The sequence below is a fragment of the Candidatus Binataceae bacterium genome, assembly GCA_035650475.1.
Classification (GTDB): Bacteria; Desulfobacterota; Binatia; order Binatales; family Binataceae; genus JAKAVN01.
The window spans coordinates 152,141-169,668 of the sequence record DASRHP010000001.1; the positions used below are offsets into that span (position 1 = coordinate 152,141).

General features: G+C 67.5%; 15 protein-coding genes. 5 read left to right on the top strand and 10 right to left on the bottom strand.

Going from position 1 to position 17,528, the window contains the following annotated elements; genetic code table 11:
• Positions 1-143 precede the first annotated feature (143 nt).
• The 10 genes from VFB33_00670 to fabF all read right to left on the bottom strand — a co-directional run bounded on the left by VFB33_00670 (position 144) and on the right by fabF (position 11,155).
• A complete protein-coding gene (locus VFB33_00670) occupies positions 144-611 on the bottom strand; it encodes a hypothetical protein (protein HZO80179.1) in 468 nt (155 codons plus the stop codon).
• Positions 612-666: 55 nt separating this feature from the next.
• Complete coding sequence (locus tag VFB33_00675; GenBank protein HZO80180.1) at positions 667-2,613, bottom strand: methylmalonyl-CoA mutase family protein; 1,947 nt, start codon at positions 2,611-2,613, stop codon at positions 667-669.
• Between the two features lie 117 nt (positions 2,614-2,730).
• A complete protein-coding gene (locus VFB33_00680) occupies positions 2,731-3,696 on the bottom strand; it encodes an ArsA-related P-loop ATPase (protein ID HZO80181.1) in 966 nt (321 codons plus the stop codon).
• Between the two features lie 161 nt (positions 3,697-3,857).
• Positions 3,858-4,700 carry a Phenylacetic acid catabolic protein gene (locus VFB33_00685; protein HZO80182.1) on the bottom strand — a complete coding sequence of 281 codons (843 nt, stop codon included), beginning with the start codon at positions 4,698-4,700 and terminating at the stop codon, positions 3,858-3,860.
• A 111-nt stretch (positions 4,701-4,811) separates the two neighbouring features.
• Positions 4,812-5,099: a hypothetical protein gene (locus tag VFB33_00690; GenBank protein ID HZO80183.1), complete on the bottom strand. Its 288-nt coding sequence runs from the start codon at positions 5,097-5,099 to the stop codon at positions 4,812-4,814.
• Positions 5,096-6,766 carry an AMP-binding protein gene (locus tag VFB33_00695; protein ID HZO80184.1) on the bottom strand — a complete coding sequence of 557 codons (1,671 nt, stop codon included), beginning with the start codon at positions 6,764-6,766 and terminating at the stop codon, positions 5,096-5,098. The genes VFB33_00690 and VFB33_00695 overlap by 4 nt, the downstream gene beginning before the upstream one ends.
• Positions 6,767-6,859: 93 nt before the next feature.
• Entirely contained in the window at positions 6,860-7,984 is a 1,125-nt protein-coding gene (locus VFB33_00700; protein HZO80185.1) for an LLM class flavin-dependent oxidoreductase, read from the bottom strand.
• Positions 7,981-8,787 carry an alpha/beta hydrolase gene (locus VFB33_00705; protein ID HZO80186.1) on the bottom strand — a complete coding sequence of 269 codons (807 nt, stop codon included), beginning with the start codon at positions 8,785-8,787 and terminating at the stop codon, positions 7,981-7,983. The genes VFB33_00700 and VFB33_00705 overlap by 4 nt, the downstream gene beginning before the upstream one ends.
• 120 nt (positions 8,788-8,907) lie before the next feature.
• Positions 8,908-9,885 (bottom strand): beta-ketoacyl-ACP synthase III, encoded by a 978-nt coding sequence (locus VFB33_00710; protein ID HZO80187.1) that lies wholly within the window; start codon positions 9,883-9,885, stop codon positions 8,908-8,910.
• A gap of 4 nt (positions 9,886-9,889) precedes the next feature.
• Entirely contained in the window at positions 9,890-11,155 is a 1,266-nt protein-coding gene (fabF, locus tag VFB33_00715; GenBank protein HZO80188.1) for a beta-ketoacyl-ACP synthase II, read from the bottom strand.
• Between the two features lie 173 nt (positions 11,156-11,328).
• Here fabF and VFB33_00720 point away from each other — a divergent pair, with 173 nt between their 5' ends.
• The 5 genes from VFB33_00720 to typA all read left to right on the top strand — a co-directional run bounded on the left by VFB33_00720 (position 11,329) and on the right by typA (position 17,498).
• Positions 11,329-11,697 (top strand): hypothetical protein, encoded by a 369-nt coding sequence (locus VFB33_00720; protein HZO80189.1) that lies wholly within the window; start codon positions 11,329-11,331, stop codon positions 11,695-11,697.
• A 193-nt stretch (positions 11,698-11,890) separates the two neighbouring features.
• Positions 11,891-13,924, top strand: a complete 2,034-nt coding sequence (gene tkt, locus VFB33_00725; GenBank protein HZO80190.1) for a transketolase — start codon at positions 11,891-11,893, stop codon at positions 13,922-13,924.
• A 73-nt stretch (positions 13,925-13,997) separates the two neighbouring features.
• Complete coding sequence (gene pgl, locus VFB33_00730) at positions 13,998-14,741, top strand: 6-phosphogluconolactonase (GenBank protein HZO80191.1); 744 nt, start codon at positions 13,998-14,000, stop codon at positions 14,739-14,741.
• Between the two features lie 91 nt (positions 14,742-14,832).
• Positions 14,833-15,492 carry a DUF2939 domain-containing protein gene (locus VFB33_00735; protein ID HZO80192.1) on the top strand — a complete coding sequence of 220 codons (660 nt, stop codon included), beginning with the start codon at positions 14,833-14,835 and terminating at the stop codon, positions 15,490-15,492.
• A gap of 152 nt (positions 15,493-15,644) precedes the next feature.
• A complete protein-coding gene (typA, locus tag VFB33_00740) occupies positions 15,645-17,498 on the top strand; it encodes a translational GTPase TypA (protein ID HZO80193.1) in 1,854 nt (617 codons plus the stop codon).
• Positions 17,499-17,528 lie beyond the last annotated feature (30 nt).

Here is a 17,528-nt window from a genome sequence, read left to right on the forward strand (position 1 = left end):
GTCCAGCGGCCGCCCCCGATGCCTCTTATCCTCCGCTTTGATCTGCGGCTGTGGCTCAGCGAACGTCCGGCGCGAGAGTGGGATAGCGACAGAGTACGGGGCCGGCGGGCATCATCGGCAGGTATCCCGTCGAAGCCCTGTATTCAGTGCGGCGCGGTCGCGCCGGCGGCGGGAAACACGCTAAACGTGAGCGGACAATCCGAAGGGTCGTCGCCGTAACAGATTTGGCTCAGCGCGCCCGCCGGCGGCTGCTCGTTCTCCTGCGTGTAACCCGGACAGATCCATCTCCCGCCCCGGCGGTACATCCCGACAGCGTAATAGCGCCCCGCAGCGAGACTGCCGCGCACGGCGGCGGCGGGCGCCACATCGCGCGTGGCGATCACGGCGAAGCCGTCGTGCGCGCCGCCCGGCTCAAACTGCATCAGCAACAGCCGCCATCGCCGGTCCCCGCGGTTGGCGACCCCGTAGCTGATCGCCGAATTCGAAGAGAACACCGGCTTGTCGCGGCACAGCCACGGGCGCGCTTCGACCGCTGCCGCCGGCGCCGCGGCCGCCACGACCATCAGTGCGCTGACGACACTCCAAATCAAAACCGGACGTCGGCTTCTCATCGCAGCGCCCTCACCCAAGCTCCCGGTCGCAGCGTGCGCTCGCCGGTATCGCGAGCTAGCCGGGCACTCCCGCGCAGATTTCGATAATGCGCCGTACGATTTCGCCCAGGTCGGAGTCCTTGGGAGTGAACACCGCGCGCACGCCCATCTGTAACAGCACCTGGCAATCGCGGGCCGGAATTATGCCGCCCATCACCAGCTTGACGTCGCCCGCGCCGCGCCGCTTCAGCATCGCGAGCGTCTCGCGGGCGATCGCGAGATGGGCGCCGGCGAGCGAGCTTATCGCGAGCACCTCGGCGTCTTCCTGGAGCGCGGCTTCGACCATCTGGGCCGGCGTCTGTTTGAAGCCGGCCAGGATGACCTCCATCCCTGCCTGCATGCAGGCATGCGCGAGCAGCTTGACCGCGTTGATGTGGCCGTCAAGACCGGCCTTGCCGAGTGCGACGCGGATCGGACGCGGGGCGCGCGGCACGCCGAGTGCGGCCAGCGCGGCGCGGCGGTCGAGCACGGGCGGCGTATAGCGGCCGTTGGTCGCGCGCTCGATCGCGGCGGCCCATTCGCCGACCGTGCCGCCGGCGCGCGCCAGCTCGAGCGTCGGCTCCATGATGCCCGCGGCGGCGGCGGCGGCGCGCTCCAGCGCCTCGCGTGCGCGGGCGACCGCCGAGGCGTCGCGTTCGGTGCGCCATCGCGCAAGCGCCTCCTTGCGCTCGCGCTCGAGCGTCTCGTGCGTGGCGCCGCTGTCGGCGGTCGCGGCGGGCGGCGCCAGGCCGATCTCGTCGAGAAACGCGTTGACGCCGACCTGAACGATCTCGCCGGCTTCCAGCCGCTGTTGGCGCTCCGCAAGCAGGCGCGTCAGCTCCGCGCTAACCATCGCGATCGCGCGCGCGTAGCCCGCCTCGCGCATCGTATGCGCAATTGCGCGGGCGCGCGCGGCGGTCTCGTCGGTCAGCTTCTCGACCACCTTGCTGCCTTCGAAGATATCGCCCCATTCCGCAAGCCCGGTCTCATACATCAGGATTTGCTGCGTGCGCAGGCTGAGCGTCTGCTCGGCCTGGTCCGGCAGCGCCATCGCCTCGCGAAAGCCCGGCAGTTGCAGCGCGTTGACGCGCGCCGCCGCCGAGATCACCACCGGCAGCGCCTCGTAGGCGATACGGATGATGTTGAGCTCGGGCTGGCGCTCGGTCAGCGTCAGCGAGCGCACTTGGCACCCCGCCCGGAACGCCACGCCGTCGATTCCGTACTCGTCACGGCACAGCTCGCGCCAGAGCTTGAAATAGGCCCGCACCTTGGCAATCTCGGGCACCAGTTCGAGACCGCTGTTGATGAAGAACGAGATGCGGCGCACGGTCTGCTCGAAGGCCGCGGCGCTGAGCTGCGGACGCAGCGCATCAAGGATGATCAGCGCGTTGCCGAAGGTGTAGCCGATCTCCTCGGCCGGGCCGGCGCCGCTTTCCATGTAGTGATAGCCGCAGCAGTTGATCGGGTTCCAGTTGGGCACCCGTTCGACCGCGAAACGGATGAGCTCGGTCGAGATGCGCAGGGAAACCTCAGGATGGAAAATCGAGGTGCCACGCGCGACGAATTCCTTAAGCAAATCGTTCTGCACCGTGCCGCGCAGCGCGCTCCACGGCACCCCGCGCTTGTCGGCGACCGCCAGGTAAAGCGCGAGCAGAAACGGCGCGGTCGCGTTGATCGTCATCGAGGTGTTGATCGCGCCAAGGTCGATGCCAGTGAGCAGGTCCTCCATGTCGCGCCAGTGGCAGATCGAGACGCCCGCCTTGCCGACCTCGCCGGCGGCAACCGGCGCGTCAGGGTCGTAGCCGTTCTGGGTGGGCAGATCGAAGGCGATCGAGAGTCCGCGCTGGCCTTGCCGCAGGTTTTCGAGAAAGCGGCGATTGGCCTGGCGGGCGTCGCCGAAGCCTGCGTAGGTTCGGATGATCCAGGGCTCGCGGGGCCGCGACTTTTTCTTCGCCTCCGCGGCGGGAGTTGCAGCTGCGCTCATCGGTCCTCCGGGGACGCGCCGGCAATTCGGCGCAGGCACGCACCAACAAGGGCCTTGTCAGCCGCTTCGAGGCGCGTGCTTAAAGCGTAATGGTCGGCCGATGCGGTTTCCAGCGCCTCAGCGCCGGGCACGGGCGCCGGCGCCACCCGCGCCCGGCGCTGAGGCGGGCGCGACCAGCTGGCGCGCGAGCGCGCGCACCAGTTCGCCCGCCTCGGCGCCAGCGCACTCGGCCAGCCGGATCACTGGCGCGCCGGTACGCCGCGCCACCAGCGCGATCGCGCGGCGTTCCGCGGCCGCGCGCGCGAGCTCGGCGCGCGCCAGCGCGCAGAGCTCGTCCAGATGTGGCGCCGCGGCGCGCAGCGCCGGCCGCCGCACCAGTCGCGCCGCCGCCGGAGCATCGAAGCGCGGCGCGCGCGTGCGGTTGAAGACGACCGCGCCTAGCGTCAGCCCCATCTCGCGCAGCGCGTGATAGGTTTCCAAGGTCTCGCGTACGGCGAACGGCTCGGGCGCGGTTACCAGCACCACGGCGCAGCGGCGCGGGTCGCGCAGCAAGCTCGCCACATTATGCGCTTCGCGTCCGACGACGCCCCCGCCGAAAGTCTGATGCGCCGCAAGCGGCATCCGGAACAGGCTCAGCGCCTGGCCGCTGGCCGGCGCGTCGAGCACGATCAGGTCCCACGGCGGCGAGGGTGGCCGGCGCTCCAGCTCGTGGAAGATTTTCCCGATGATAATCAGCTCGCGCAGCCCCGGCGCGGCATCGATGAAGTAGCGATAGGCGCGGCTGCGAACGATCGCCCTCAGCAGCGCGCGGTTCGGCACCACCGTGCCGAGGTACTCCTCGAGCTGGCGCGCGCCGTCCAGAACCAACGCGTACAGCCGGGGCGCGACTTCGACTGGAACGAGGCTGGGCTTGGCGCGCCCCAGCGCGGCCGTCAGCGGCCCCATCCGGTCGTACTCCATCGCCAACACCCGCGCGTCCTGCCTTGCGCGCGCCAGTGCCAGCGCCGCGCTGACCGCAGTGCGCCCGACGCCGCCCTTGCCGACGACGATTAGCGCCCGGCGATTGAAGAGCTCATCGAGCATCCGAGCTTATCGCGATTGTGCGACCTGACCCTCGGCTCCTTCCCTGAAGCGAAGGGGAGCACGGTCTTGCCGGAGCTCGTGGAAACGTGCCGCACGTTTGCCAGTTTCGCAACGCACTTCCGCGCGAGGGAATGGAGCTGATGGAGCTTTGCGGCGCGCCCTTAGAAGAAGCGGCGGCCGTGGCGCTCGTCGGGAAGGTCGAGGCCGAGCGCAAGTAGCTTGCGATCGACGTACTCCTTGTAGGCGGCGCGAATCTCGGCGTTGCCCACGCCCTTGAGCCCCCACTGAATGAACTTTGGCGTGTTGGGCGAGTCCGAGCGGCCGAACATGTCGAGCGCCGCCGAGTACCACTTGGGCAGCAGCGCCTGAACTAGGGCGCGCCCGCGCCGCTCGGCGCACATCGCGGCGAGAAAGTGGTAACCCATCTCGGAATGGCCGAACTCGTCGCGCTCGACCGTGCGGGAAATCTTGCGCAGCGGGACATAGCTCGACTCGCGCCAGTCGCGAGCATGGAAGGCGCCGTTGAGATCGATGAGGAAATGGAAGAGCGCATCGTCGGCCCAGGTTTCCTTGGGCAGATGGAAAGCGTAGTGCGCGTAGGGTACGTCGCGCAACGCGAAGTCGGGATCGAGGCCGACGGCGATGCGATGGAACATGATCGCGTGCTTGAGTTCCTCAGCGAGGTACTCCGACTTGATAAGTCGCGCCTCGGCGTCGGGCGCCAGGGTCTCGGCCGCTTCCAGGCACGTGCCCATCAGACCCAGGAAGCTCTTGTTGCCCGCGCGCTCGCCTTCGTGGCGCAGCATCTTCATCAGCAGCACTTTGTATTCGGCGGGCAACTCGTCGCCTTCGTCGAAGCTGTACCCAGGGCGGCTGACTTTGCAGGAAAGCTCGGGCAGCGGGTCGCGCTTGGCATAGATCGCAGTCCAAAACGGCCACCGTCCCGCGCCGCGGCGGCCGACGCCGTCGTCGTGTTCAGCTTCGGTCAGGTCGCTTGCGGCCATATCGGTGTCCTTCTGTTGCGCAGCGGATGCTGCCTCGAATCTAGCGCTCGGCCGCGAGCCAATGCAAAGCGGGCTGTTTCTCCCCCTGGTGGGCGGTCATGCGAACGCCGGCTAAGCGAGCCGCCTTTGCGCGGCGGCCGTCCGGTCAGGATCGAGCAGGCGGGCGCGCTCGGCCTGATGCCCGCAGGCGCATCCGGCGAGCCCCGTCGCGTAAAGGTCGAATTCACCGTCAACAAGCTCGCGCGCCATCCCGGGCAGCAACCGGTCGCCGACGGATCCGAGCGGCGCTCCGCAGCGTGCGCATCGCAGCCGATAGTACGTGCCGTAGGTCGCGGCGCCCTCGACCGCGATACCGAACGGCGCGTAGGCCTCGCGAATCTCATCGATTATCGTGCTCATCGAACCGTCTCACCCCTTGCGGCGGCCTCGCGCGCGAGCCGCGCGGCAATATCGGCGCGCAAGTCCTTCTTCGATACTTTGCCGACGGCGGTGGTCGGAAAACGCTCGACGATCTCCAGCCGCTCGGGAAACTTGAAACGTGCCACCTGCCGCCCGTCGAGATGGCGCACCAGATCCTCGAAGGTCAGCCGCGCGCCCGGCCGCAGGACGACGTAGGCGCAGGCGCGTTCGCCGAGCACCGCGTCGGGCATCGCGACCACCGCGGCGTTGAGCACGGCCGGATGCGAAAGCACCAAATCCTCGACCTCCTCGGCGCCGATCTTTTCGCCGCCGCGATTGATCACGTCCTTGCGTCGGCCCTCGACGATCAGGTTGCCGCTCGGATGCATCCGGACGAGATCGCCGGTGCGGTAATAGCCCTCCGCGGTGAAGGCCGTGCGATTGTGCTCCGCGGCCCGGTAGTAGCCGCGGATCGTGTAGGGGCCGCGGCAGAGAAGTTCGCCGACTTCGCCCGGGGCGACGTCGTGATCTTGGTCGTCCACGATGCGCAGTTCGTCGTGCGGCGAGACCGGCCGTCCCTGGGTGTTGACGACGACCTCCTCCGGATCGCCGCGCCGGGTCGAGCAGCACAGCCCCTCGGCCATTCCGTACACCTGGGTCACGACCGGGCCGATTAGATTCAGGATGCGCCGCGCGGGCTCGGGATTGAGCCGCTGGCCGCCGACCGCGAGCGAGCGCAGCGAGGAGAAATCGGTGTGTTTGAAGCGCGGATGGTTGAGCCAGCTCACCGCCATTGCGGGCACCGCGCAAATCCACGTCACGCGCTCGCGTTCGATCAGCGGAAAGATCACCTCCGGCTCCGGCGATGGCGCCAGCACGACGCGCCCGCCGAAAAGCATCCCCGATTGCACCGCGCCAGCGAGCGGAAAATTGTGCATCATCGGGATCGCGACCAGCGCCACGCCGTCGCGTTCGAAGCCCGAGCTCGCGGCGAGCAGCAGCGAGTTGTAGAGATAGTCGTCGTGCGTGCGCGGGATCACCTTGGGCAGGCCGGTGCTCCCGCCTGAGAGCTGGAAGACCGCGACTTCGTCGGCGCTCGGCATGAGCCGCTTTAGGGCGGAGAGCGGTTCGCGGTCCTCGATCGGATCGGCGAGCAAATCCGCGAGCAGCGTCATCCCGGCCCCCGCGCGCGCGCCCATAACGATTATCTCGCGCATCGCGGGCAGTGCGCCGCGCAGCTCGGTAGCCATCGCGACGTAATCGAAGCGCCGATACTCATCCGGGACAAGCCAGGCGTAGGCGTCGGTGAAGCGCGCAAGATGGCCGATCTCGGTGTGGCGATGGGCCGGCAAGGTCGCAATCGGGATCGCGCCGGTCTTTAGACAGGCGAAATAGGCGATCACGCACTCCAAGCTGTTCGGCAGCTGGAAAACGACGCGCCGGCCGCCCGAGACGCCGCGGCGCGCCAGATGGAGCGCGAGCCGGTTCACCAGCACTCCCAGTTCGCGGTAGGTCACTCGGCGCTCGCCGTCAACGACCGCGATCCGCTCGAGATTGCTCGCCACCGAACGATCGAAGCGGTTACCGATCGGTTCGCCGCACCAACAACCAAGTTGCTGGTAAAGCCGCGCGGCGTTCTCCGGCCACTTCACCTGCCCGTCAAGCATCAGCGCCTCTGCCGAAGACGCGCGTCGCAGCGGGCGCGCGCTGGCCGTTGTCCGATGTAAAGTACAACTTTAGCTATCTCGCGCAAGCCGGCCTCAGGCGAGTTCCCGGAGCCGCGGATAGACGTCGCGCGCGAAACGGTTGATGCCGCCGACGGTTTCGCGATGGTCGAGGAAACCGGCCTGCCCCATCAGCAGCAGATGGCCGTAGCCGCCGACGTATTCGTAGTGCGTCTTGATCTGCTTGAAGACCGAATCGGGATTGCCGGCGAATACTACGCCCTGCGCCATCAACCGCTCCAGCGTCAGATGGCTGAAGTCATAGGGCGAGCCCGTCTTGCGCATTGCTTGCACCATCGCCTCGACGGGTGCGTACCCGGGCGGCATCACGAACTGCGGGGCGACCCGGTTGGCCTCGATATACCACATCAGCTTGCGCGCGCCGGCAAATCCGTCCTCGTCGGTGTCGCCGACGTACACCAGCGCGGCGTAGGCGAGACGGTCGGTCGGCGTCTCGCGCCCGAGCCGCGAGGCGGCGGCGCGATAGGTGTCGAAGATTTTCTTTGCGACTTCGAAGCCAGTGAGGAAGGTCGCAACGACGTAGCCGCGCTCGGCGACCGCCGGCACGCTGCCCGTGCTGAGCGCCGTGATCCAGACCGGCGGATGCGGTTCCTGGTAGGGGCGCGGCCAGATGTTGACCTGGCGATGCTGAAAGAACCGACCTTCCCAGTTAAACGGGCCGTCGTGGGTCGTCCATGCTTTGAGGATTAGGTCGTGCGCCTCCCAGAAGCGCTCGCTCATCCGCACCGGGCTCGAGTTGGCCGCCGAAATTTCATACGGCACGCCGCGCACAAAGCCGACCTCGACTCGCCCGCGCGCGAGGTTGTCCACCAACGCCATCTCCTCGGCGACGCGCACGGGTTGGCGGCGGTTGGCGATTGGATTGCCGAGAATCAGCAGGCGGGCGCGCTTGGTCTGGCGGGCGAGCACGCCGAGCATGATCGGCGCCGCAGGGTCGAGACAGGTCGCCGTCTGATGATGCTCGTTGAGCATGATCTCGAGGCCCATCTCTTCAGCGTACAACCACTCGTCGAGATAGCGATGGTAGAGCTCGGCGCCGATACGCGGATCGAAGATCCGGTTGGGCAGCTTGACGCGGATCGAATCATACTCGTCGGGCAGATAGGGGTACGCAGTCTCGGTGAAGAACCAGGTCCTCATGGCTCACTCCGCCCGGCGCCAGCCGCGAAGGCCAGGAGGCGCTCGGCCAGCGCGCGCGGCTGCTCGACCTGGGGCACATGCCCTGCCGCGGCGATTTCTTCCATCCGCGCACCCGGAATCGCCGCACAATAGCCTTCCAGGTATGGCCGGCTGACGAGCCCGTCGCTCGCACCCCGAATGAGCAGCGTCGGCAGGCGCAGCCGGCCAAGCCGATAGCGCAGCTTGGGATTGTGCATGTACGGCTCCCACGCGTAGAGCGCGAGCGATTCGCGGTTGCGCGCGACGATCCGGAGCTGCTCGTCGGACATCGTGGAGTAATCCGGCGCGTGGCGCCTGGGATCGTAATAGAGCAGCCGCGTCACCTCGTCGGGCGGCAGCGCGAAGACGTCGGGGATGTCGCGCGTTTCGCGGTCGCCGACCTTGATTCCGACCGGGCCGACCAGGACGAGGCGGGCCAGGCGATGAGCGCAGCGCACGGCGACTTCCGCCGCGATCCATCCGCCCAGCGAGAATCCCACCAGCGTGACGTCGCGCAGATCGTACTGCTCGAGCAGATCGAGATAGACGTAGGCCAGGTCGTCAACGCTGTCGAAAAGATCGGGCAGCGGCGAGTTGCCAAAACCCGGATGGGACGGAGCGATCACCTCGAAGTGGCGCGCGAGCAAATCGAGAAATTCGCCATTGGGATCAAGCCCGCTGGCGCCATGCAGGAGCAGAAGCAGCGGCCCGCGCCCGCGACGGACCATCTCCAGTTCCACATCGCGGACTCTGAGCCTTCCCTCGACGATCCCGAGCTCCGCCATCGCCAGCCTCCGGGTTGCCCCGACTTTAGCGCCGAGGCGGCCCGGAGTGGTAACGCGAAACACCGTGGCACGGGCCCGCGGGCCGCGATCAGCAATCTGAAGATGCCGCCCGCGTCCGCGCTACCAGCGAATCAGGTTGGCGCCCCAGGTCAGGCCGCCGCCGCAGGCATTGAGCAGCACGAGATCGTTGTCGTGGATGCGCCCGGCCTCGAGCGCCTCATCGAGCGCGATCGGCACCGAAGCGGCCGAGGTGTTGCCGTAGCGGTCGATATTGGTGAATACGCGCTCGGGGCCGAAGCCGAGCCGCTCGGCCACCGCGTTGAGGATGCGGATATTAGCCTGGTGCGGAATGAGCAGCTTGACGTTTTCCAGGCGCTCGCCCGCGCGCTCGACCACCCGGCGGGTGACCTCTTCGATCGAACGTACCGCGATCTTGAACAGCTCCGGACCTTTCATCTTGATCGCGTCGTCGCCAGCCCGCCGCGCGTCGGAGTCCAAGGTGGCGCGCACACCGGTCGCGCGGACCGAGAGGAGGTCAGCGAACTGGCCCGCCGAATGGAGCAGGCTCGCGAGCACGCCGCGCGGCCCCGGCTCGGAGACCATCAACACCGCGCCCGCGCCGTCGCCGAACAGCACGGCGGTCGCGCGGTCGCTCCAATCGACCATCGTCGAAAGCGCGTCGGTGCCGACCAGCAGCAGGCGCGAGTAGTCGCCGGCGCGCATCGCGTTGTCAGCCACGCTGAGCGCGTAGATAAACCCGGAGCAGGCGGCGGCGACGTCGAAGGCCGGAATCGAGTCGGCGCCCAGCCGCTCCTGAAGCTGGCAGGCGAACGACGGAAAGCCGTACTCGGAAGAGACAGTGCCGACGATGATCGCGTCGAGCTCGCCCGCGCGGATGCCCGCGCGCTCGAGCGCGACGCGGCTGGCCTGGGCCGCGATATCAACCAGTGACTCGCCGCCGCGCAGCACGTGGCGCTGCACGATTCCGGTGCGCGTACGGACCCACTGGTCGGAAGTATCCATGTGCCGGGCGAGGTCGTGGTTGGTGACCGCGGTGCGCGGCAGTGCGCGCCCGGTGGCAACGATTCGCGATCCCATCAGGCTAGTTCCCGTGCAGCTCTTGGGCGGGCTTGAAGGCCAGGGTGGTGTTGGTACCGCCGAAGCCGAACGAGTTGTTCAGCGCCAGCCTGATCTTCGCCGGCCGCGGGCGGTTGGGCACGTAATCGAGGTCGCACTCAGGGTCGGGATGTTCGTGGTTGATCGTCGGCGGCAGCATCCCGCGCGCGATCGCGAGCACCGTGTAAACCGACTCAATCGCGCCGGCCGCTCCCAGGGTATGCCCGGTCATCGACTTGGTCGAGCTGACCGCGATCTTTGCCGCGCGCTCGCCGAAGACGTGCTTGATGGCCTGGGTCTCGGCGACGTCGCCCTGCGGAGTCGAGGTGCCGTGGGCGTTGATGTAATCTACTTCGTTGGGGTCGAGTTTGCCGTCCTCGAGGCAAAGCTGCATGCAGCGTCCTGCGCCCTGCCCTTCCGGCGATGGCGAGGTCATGTGATAGGCGTCGCCGTTGGCGGCGTAGGCGACGATCTCGGCCAGAATCGCGGCGCCGCGCTTGAGCGCCAGCTCGCGCTCTTCCAGGATCAGCGCCGCCGCACCGTCGGACATCACGAAGCCGTCGCGTTCGGCGTCGAACGGGCGGCTGGCGGCCTCGGGCGCGTCGTTGCGTGTGGACAGCGCGCGCATCGCGATGAAGCCGCCGATGCCGAGCGAGGTCAGCGCCGCCTCGGCGCCTCCGGTGATCGCGGCATCGAGGTAGCCATCGCGGATCAACCTGAAGGCCTCGCCGACCGCATGGCTGCCCGAGGCGCAGGCGCTGGTGGTAGCGAGATTGATGCCGCGCGCGCCGTAGCGGATCGCGATCTGGCCGGGGGCGAGGTTGGCGATCAGCTTCGGGATGAAAAACGGCGTGATCCGTTTGAGCCGCGTGTCGAGGAAGGAGAGGTGGTTCTCTTCGATGGTGAGCAGGCCGCCGATCCCGACCCCGACCAGCACGCCGACGCGCTCTGCGATGCTCTCGTCGATCTTGAGCCCCGACTGCCGCATCGCCTGTTCGGCCGCGGAGACCGCGTACTGGATGAAGAGGTCCATCTTCTTGACGTCCTTCTTCTCGATCCAGTCGGCGGGGTTGAAGTCGTGGATCTCGCCGGCGATGCGCACGGGAAAGTCCGAGACGTCGAACCGGGTGATCCGGCCGATGCCCGAGCGCCCCGCCATCAACGCCTCCCAGTTCTTCTCGACCCCGGTCCCCAGCGGCGTGACCAGGCCCAAGCCGGTTACCACCACGCGGCGATCACCGTTGCGTCTCATCGAAACCCGCTAACCCTCCGTTGGTGCGTTGCGTCCCCGATCTTCTATCAAAAGCGCTCCAAGTTCTACATCACCCTCGGCAAAGATAATTCACCGCGCTCGTCGACAGTGCGGCTCGGTGGTCGCGGCCGCCGTCCTTGCAACGGGTGACGGATGCGTTAGAAGATGGGAACGTGCCTGTCGAAGACGCCGCGCTCGACCAGTTCCTCAAGCTTGCCGACAACCTGGGCGAGTTGGAGATAACCGTCGGCGAGCGGGCGCGGCCGGTCGTCGCCGAAGTGCGCGAACGGTTACGGGCAGCGGCCGCGTGCCGCGCGCGCGGCGATCTGGCAGGCTCGCTTGCCGCGCTGCGGGCAGCAATGGAACGGCTGGCCGCGATGGGCAGTGAGCTGGATCCCGAAGAGGGAGCGCTGATGCGGATGGTGGCGCAGAGGTTCGTCGCCTCGCTCGGGCAGGGCGACAAGGGCAGCGTCAAGGCGGCGGTCAACCTGATGCGCCATAAAGCGGGCGATCCAGAGGACGAAGACAACTCGCAGTGGTGAAGCCGCGCCGGGCCGCAGCGAGCCGCATCTGCGTTGCGCGGGACCTGCGGACCGGGCGTAGCGCACGGCATTACGGCCCGAGCGCCGGCCGCGTGGTTGACATGGGCAACGCGCATCCCGGCGCGCGGCCTGGCGCATAGGCGAATAGTTCAGACCGCGGCGGCTCGTGTGCGCCGCGACAATCGGAGCGACAGTGGCTCTCGCGACTCAACAAGGCAAGACGGCGCAAACCAATCTCGATCAGCTGTGCATCAACTCGATCCGCGTGCTCGCGATCGACGCGGTGCAGAAGGCCAACTCGGGCCATCCGGGGATGCCGATGGGGATGGCGCCGATTGCCTACCTGCTGTGGACGCGCTTCATGCGCTACAACCCGGCCAATCCGCACTGGTATGGACGCGACCGCTTCGTACTGTCGGCCGGGCACGGTTCGATGCTGTTGTACGCGATGCTTTACCTGACCGGCTACGACCTGCCGCTCGAACAGATCCAGCGCTTCCGCCAGCTCGGCAGCATCACCCCCGGCCATCCGGAAAACCATCTCACGCCCGGCGTCGAAACCACGACTGGGCCGCTCGGCCAGGGCTTCGGCAACGGAGTCGGTATGGCGATAGCGGCGAAGCACCTCGCCGCCCGCTTCGAGCGCGACGCTTCGCGCCTGTTCGATCATCGCGTCTTCGCCATCGTCAGCGACGGCGACCTGATGGAAGGCGTGGCGAGCGAGGCAGCATCGCTCGCGGGCCACCTGCGGCTCGGCAACATCGTCTATATCTACGACGACAACCACGTGACCATCGACGGTCATACCGATATCACCTTCTCGGAGGACGTGTGCCGGCGCTTCGAGGCCTACGGATGGCATACCCAGGCGGTCGAGGACGCCAACGACCTCGACGCGGTGGCGCACGCGATCGAAAACGCGATCGCCGAGGAGCAGCGCCCCTCGCTCATCCGCGTGCGCTCGCACATCGGCTACGGCAGTCCCAACCGGCAGGACACCTCGAAGGCCCACGGCCAAGCGCTCGGGGTCGAGGAGGTGAAGCTCACCAAGCGCAACTACGGATGGCCCGAGGAGCCGCCGTTTTACGTGCCTGACGAGGCCCTGCGTCACATGCGCGAGTGCGGAGCGCGCGGGCGCGAGCTCGAAGCCGACTGGAACCGCCGCTTCGAGCGCTACACAAAAGAGCATCCGGCGGAAGCGGCCGAGTTCAAGGCGATGCTGGCCGGCGAGCTGCCTGCGGGATGGGACGCCGGACTGCCGCAGTTCACTCCCACCGACACGCTGGCGACGCGCGAGTCGGCCTCGCGCGCCGAACAGGCGATCGCAAGGCGAGTATGGAATCTGTTCGGCGGCGCAGCCGATCTTAACGAATCGACCTTCGTCGACGTTGAAGGCGGCGGCAGTTTCCTCGCGGGCAACTACGCGGGTCGCAATCTCCACTTCGGCATCCGCGAGCACGCGATGTGCGCGATTCTCAACGGGATCGCCCTCCACGGCGGCCTTATCCCCTACGGCTCGAGCTTCCTGGTCTTCACCGACTACTGCCGACCGTCGATCCGGCTCGCGGCGCTGATGGGCCTGCGGGTCATCTACGTTTTCACCCACGATTCGATCGGGCTGGGCGAGGACGGCCCGACTCATCAGCCGGTCGAGCATCTCGCCGCTCTGCGCGCGATCCCCAACTTGACCGTGATTCGCCCGGGCGACGCGAACGAAGCCGCCGAGGCGTGGCGGATAGCGATGACCCATCGACACGGCCCGGTGCTGTTCGCGCTCAGCCGTCAGAAAATTCCGACGCTCGATCGCACCGCGATGGCACCGGCGAGCGCGCTGGCGCGCGGCGCCTACGTGCTATGCGAAACGCCGGGGCGCGCGGCCGAGATCGTCCTCATCGCCTCCGGCTCCGAGTTGCAGCTCGCGGTCGGAGCCAAGGCCGAACTCGAAAGGCGCGGGCGCGCCGTGCGCGTGGTGAGTATGCCGAGCTTCGAGTTGTTCGAGCGGCAGGACGCCGCCTACCGCGACTCCGTGCTGCCGCCGGCCAATCGCCGCCGACTTGCGATCGAGGCCGGGGTGCCACAGCCGTGGTTTCGATGGGTGGGGCTGGAGGGCGACGTTCTCGGGATGACAACCTTCGGGGCGTCGGCACCCTTCCAGGATCTGCTCAAGCATTTCGGTTTCACCGTGGAGAATGTGGTCGAGCGCGCGCTCAGGCTGCTGGCGCACTGAGAGGAGCCGCCGCCGTTGCGTTTTGCACAGACCTAACCGCCGCCTGGCCGCGCCTGGGTTTGAGTGAACCATCATGGCAGAACCTCAACTGATCATCCTGGACGACGCGCAGGCGCTCTACGTGCACGCGGCGGAGGAAATTGTCCATTTCGCCGGCGAGGCAATTTGCACGCATGGCGAGTTCAACCTGTGCCTCTCGGGCGGCTCCACGCCGGCCGCCACCTACGAGCTGCTGGCCGAACGCTTTCGCCTCAGCGTGGATTGGAAGGAAGTACAGTTCTTCTGGGGCGACGAGCGATGCGTGCCGCCGGACGATCCAGCGAGCAACTTCGGGATGGCCAACCGCACGATGCTCAGCCGGCTCGGCCTGCGTCCCGATCAGGTGCATCGCATCCGCGGCGAAAGGCCTCCGGAAGAGGCTGCGCGGGCCTACGAGGAGGAAATCCGCTCGTGCCTTGGACTCGGCGAGGGCGAATTTCCGCGCTTCAACTTGATCCTGCTCGGGCTCGGCCACAACGTCCACACCGCCTCGCTCTTCCCAGGCAGCCCGGCGCTCCACGAGCGCGAGCGAATCGCCGTTGCGGTGGAAGTTGACGCCCCGCAGCCGCGCCGCGTGACCCTGACGGCGCCGGCGATCAACAACGCCGCACGGGTAATGTTCCTGGTGGCGGGGGCCGAGAAGGCGCAAGCGGTAAAAAACGCGCTCGAAGGGCCTCGCGATCCCGATCGCTTCCCGGCCCAGTTGGTCGCGCCCGACGACGGCGAAGTCATCTGGATGCTGGATCGCGACGCCGCAAGCATGCTGTCGCGCACCTGACCGGCGTGCCTTGGCCAAACTGCTCGCGCACGGCCGCTCCGCCGGCGCGCGTGTCTCGACACTGCCGTTCGCCTCACGGACAATGGACGCGATGCTTCGCTTTTTGTGGCGCCACGCCATCGGAGTCCTGATCGTAATCGTGATCGCCGGCTGGGCGTTGCTTTACGTTCCCGGCACCCCGTCATGGGCGGTCTTCCAGCTCAAGCAGGCGATCGACGCGCGCGACGGCGCGGCCGCAGCGCAGTTCGTCGACTTCACCAGCCTCGTGCGCAATGCGGGCTACGAGATGGTGCAGCAGAACGCCGACAAGGGCGGCGGAGGGGTGCTGGGGGCCCTGGTCGGCAAGGGCGCGGTCGATCTGCTGGCGCAGCCGACGGCGGCGGTGTTGAAAACCTGGGCGGTGCGCCAGGTGGACGACGGCGCGCGCGACGTCCAGATGCCGGCGGCGGCGGTAGCGGGTGCGATTGTCCTGCTCCATCGCTCCGGCGACACCGCATGGACCGATTTTCGTGACAACAAGGGCCGCGAATGGAACATCCGCATGGCGCGCAAGGACGGGCGCTGGCAAATCGTCGAGGTCAAGGACGTGGAGCAGTTGCTCGAGCGGCTCGAGCGCGACGAACAGAAGCGGCTCCGTTCGCCGGAGGCACTGCCCGGCGCCACGCCGCCGGGCCTCCCCCCGCCTTCGGGTGCCCCGCCCGCCGCCCCTGCGCCGGGCGCACCGTCGAACGGCGGGTCGGCCGCGCTGTAAACCCGCGCCTGTCACATTTCTTTAGAGCCGCGCGGCGCTGTGCGGCCGCCCGCGTTTACACTACGGACCGGGGCGGGTAGACTCGTGGCAGGCGCGACCGGCGCGAAAAGCGCCCCGGCCGCGCCGTTCAATTATCAAGATCGATTCTCCGGATGCGACGCCAGGATATCCGCAACCTCGCCATCGTGGCTCACGTCGACCACGGCAAGACCACGCTGGTTGATGCGCTGCTGCGCCAGTCGGGCGTTTTCCGCGCCAACGAGCAGGTCGCCGAGCGCGTGATGGACTCCTTCGCTCTCGAGCGCGAGCGCGGCATCACGATCATGGCCAAGAATACCTCGATCGTGTGGCGCGACGTGCGCATCAATATCGTCGATACACCCGGCCATTCCGACTTCGGCGGCGAAGTCGAGCGCACGCTTGCGATGGTGGACGGCATCCTGCTGCTGGTTGACGCCTCCGAAGGGCCGCTGCCGCAGACCCGCTTCGTCTTGCGCAAAGCGCTCGAGGCCGGCCTGCCCGCAGTGCTGTGCATCAACAAGATCGACCGCGCGGACGCCAGACCGGCAGAGGTGCTCGACGAGGTTTATGACCTCTTCATTGACCTTGGCGCAACCGAGGATCAGCTCGACTTCCCCGTTCTCTATACCAACGCCCGTGCGGGAGTTGCTCTGACGAACCCTGACGCCCAGGGCGCCGACCTCGCGCCGCTTTTCGAAGCGATCATTAAGCATCTGCCGGGCCCTGAGGCCGATGCCGCGGCGCCGCTCCAGTTCCAGGCGAACAACCTCGACTACGACGACTACGTAGGCCGGCTCGCGATCGGGCGCCTGGTTGCGGGAACGCTCAACGTCGGCGCAACCTGCGCGCTGAGCCGGCTCGACGGCTCGCGCACGGCGTGCAAGCTCGCGCATCTTTACGGATGGCGCGGGCTGCGCCGGATCGAGCTGGCTGCCGCACAGGCGGGCGATATCGTGATGGTCGCCGGGATCGAGGACATCGAAATCGGCGAAACCATCACCGACCCCGAAAATCCGCGGCCGCTGCCCGCAGTGCGGGTTGACGAGCCAACGGTCGCGATGACTTTTTCGGTCAACAACGCGCCGTGGGCCGGGCGCGAAGGTCAGTTTGTCACTTCGCGCAAGCTGGGCGCCCGCATCGAAGCCGAAGCGCGCCGCAACGTCAGTATCCGGGTCGAGCTGGCAAGCGCGGATTCGTGGCGCGTGATGGGGCGCGGAGAGTTGCAGCTGGCGGTGATCGTCGAGACCATGCGCCGTGAGGGTTACGAGTTGCAGGTCTCCAAGCCCACGGTGGTGACCCGCACCGAGGGCGGTGCGGTTCTCGAACCGATGGAATTCCTGGTGGTCGACATTCCTGAGGGGCACATCGGACTGGTCACGCAACTGCTCTCAGCGCGCAAAGGTCGAATGCGCACAATGACCACCCATCAAAGCGGCCGAGTGCGACTAGAATACGACATCCCGGCGCGCGGGCTGATCGGCTTCCGCGGACGGTTCTTGGCCGATACTCGCGGCACTGGCGTGATGCATTCGGTGTTCAACGGCTATGCCCCATGGTGCGGCGCGATCCGCTCGCGTCAGAATGGCGCGATGATCTCCGACCGCGAGGGCACGGCTACGCCTTACGCGATCTTTCATCTCCAGGAACGCGGCGTGTTCTTCATCGGCGCCGGCGAGCCGGTGTACGAGGGGATGATCGTTGGCGAACACGCGCGCGAGACCAATCTGCCGGTCAACGTGTGCCGGGAGAAGAAACTCACCAACATCCGCGCGGCCGGCCACGACGAAGCCATCAGGTTGAGTCCGCCGCGTGTGATGACGCTCGACGCCGCGCTGGAGTGGATCGACGAAGAAGAGCTGGTCGAGGTAACGCCGCGCTCGGTGCGCCTGCGCAACCGGATCCTAAAGACCGCCCTGCGCAGCAAGCATCGAGCGGGCTGGATGGAGAACGCGAGCGGCGCCGCCGAAGCGGCCGAAGGCAAATGAGCCTGTGGCGTGCACACCGGCGCGGGGCTC

Coding starts and splice junctions, on each gene's coding strand:
- VFB33_00670 (HZO80179.1), bottom strand. CDS start 611: ATGAGAAGCCGACGTCCGGTTTTGATTTGGAGTGTCGTCAGCGCACTG.
- VFB33_00675 (HZO80180.1), bottom strand. CDS start 2,613: ATGAGCGCAGCTGCAACTCCCGCCGCGGAGGCGAAGAAAAAGTCGCGG.
- VFB33_00680 (HZO80181.1), bottom strand. CDS start 3,696: ATGCTCGATGAGCTCTTCAATCGCCGGGCGCTAATCGTCGTCGGCAAG.
- VFB33_00685 (HZO80182.1), bottom strand. CDS start 4,700: ATGGCCGCAAGCGACCTGACCGAAGCTGAACACGACGACGGCGTCGGC.
- VFB33_00690 (HZO80183.1), bottom strand. CDS start 5,099: ATGAGCACGATAATCGATGAGATTCGCGAGGCCTACGCGCCGTTCGGT.
- VFB33_00695 (HZO80184.1), bottom strand. CDS start 6,766: ATGCTTGACGGGCAGGTGAAGTGGCCGGAGAACGCCGCGCGGCTTTAC.
- VFB33_00700 (HZO80185.1), bottom strand. CDS start 7,984: ATGAGGACCTGGTTCTTCACCGAGACTGCGTACCCCTATCTGCCCGAC.
- VFB33_00705 (HZO80186.1), bottom strand. CDS start 8,787: ATGGCGGAGCTCGGGATCGTCGAGGGAAGGCTCAGAGTCCGCGATGTG.
- VFB33_00710 (HZO80187.1), bottom strand. CDS start 9,885: ATGGGATCGCGAATCGTTGCCACCGGGCGCGCACTGCCGCGCACCGCG.
- fabF (HZO80188.1), bottom strand. CDS start 11,155: ATGAGACGCAACGGTGATCGCCGCGTGGTGGTAACCGGCTTGGGCCTG.
- pgl (HZO80191.1), top strand. CDS start 13,998: ATGGCAGAACCTCAACTGATCATCCTGGACGACGCGCAGGCGCTCTAC.
- VFB33_00735 (HZO80192.1), top strand. CDS start 14,833: ATGCTTCGCTTTTTGTGGCGCCACGCCATCGGAGTCCTGATCGTAATC.
- typA (HZO80193.1), top strand. CDS start 15,645: ATGCGACGCCAGGATATCCGCAACCTCGCCATCGTGGCTCACGTCGAC.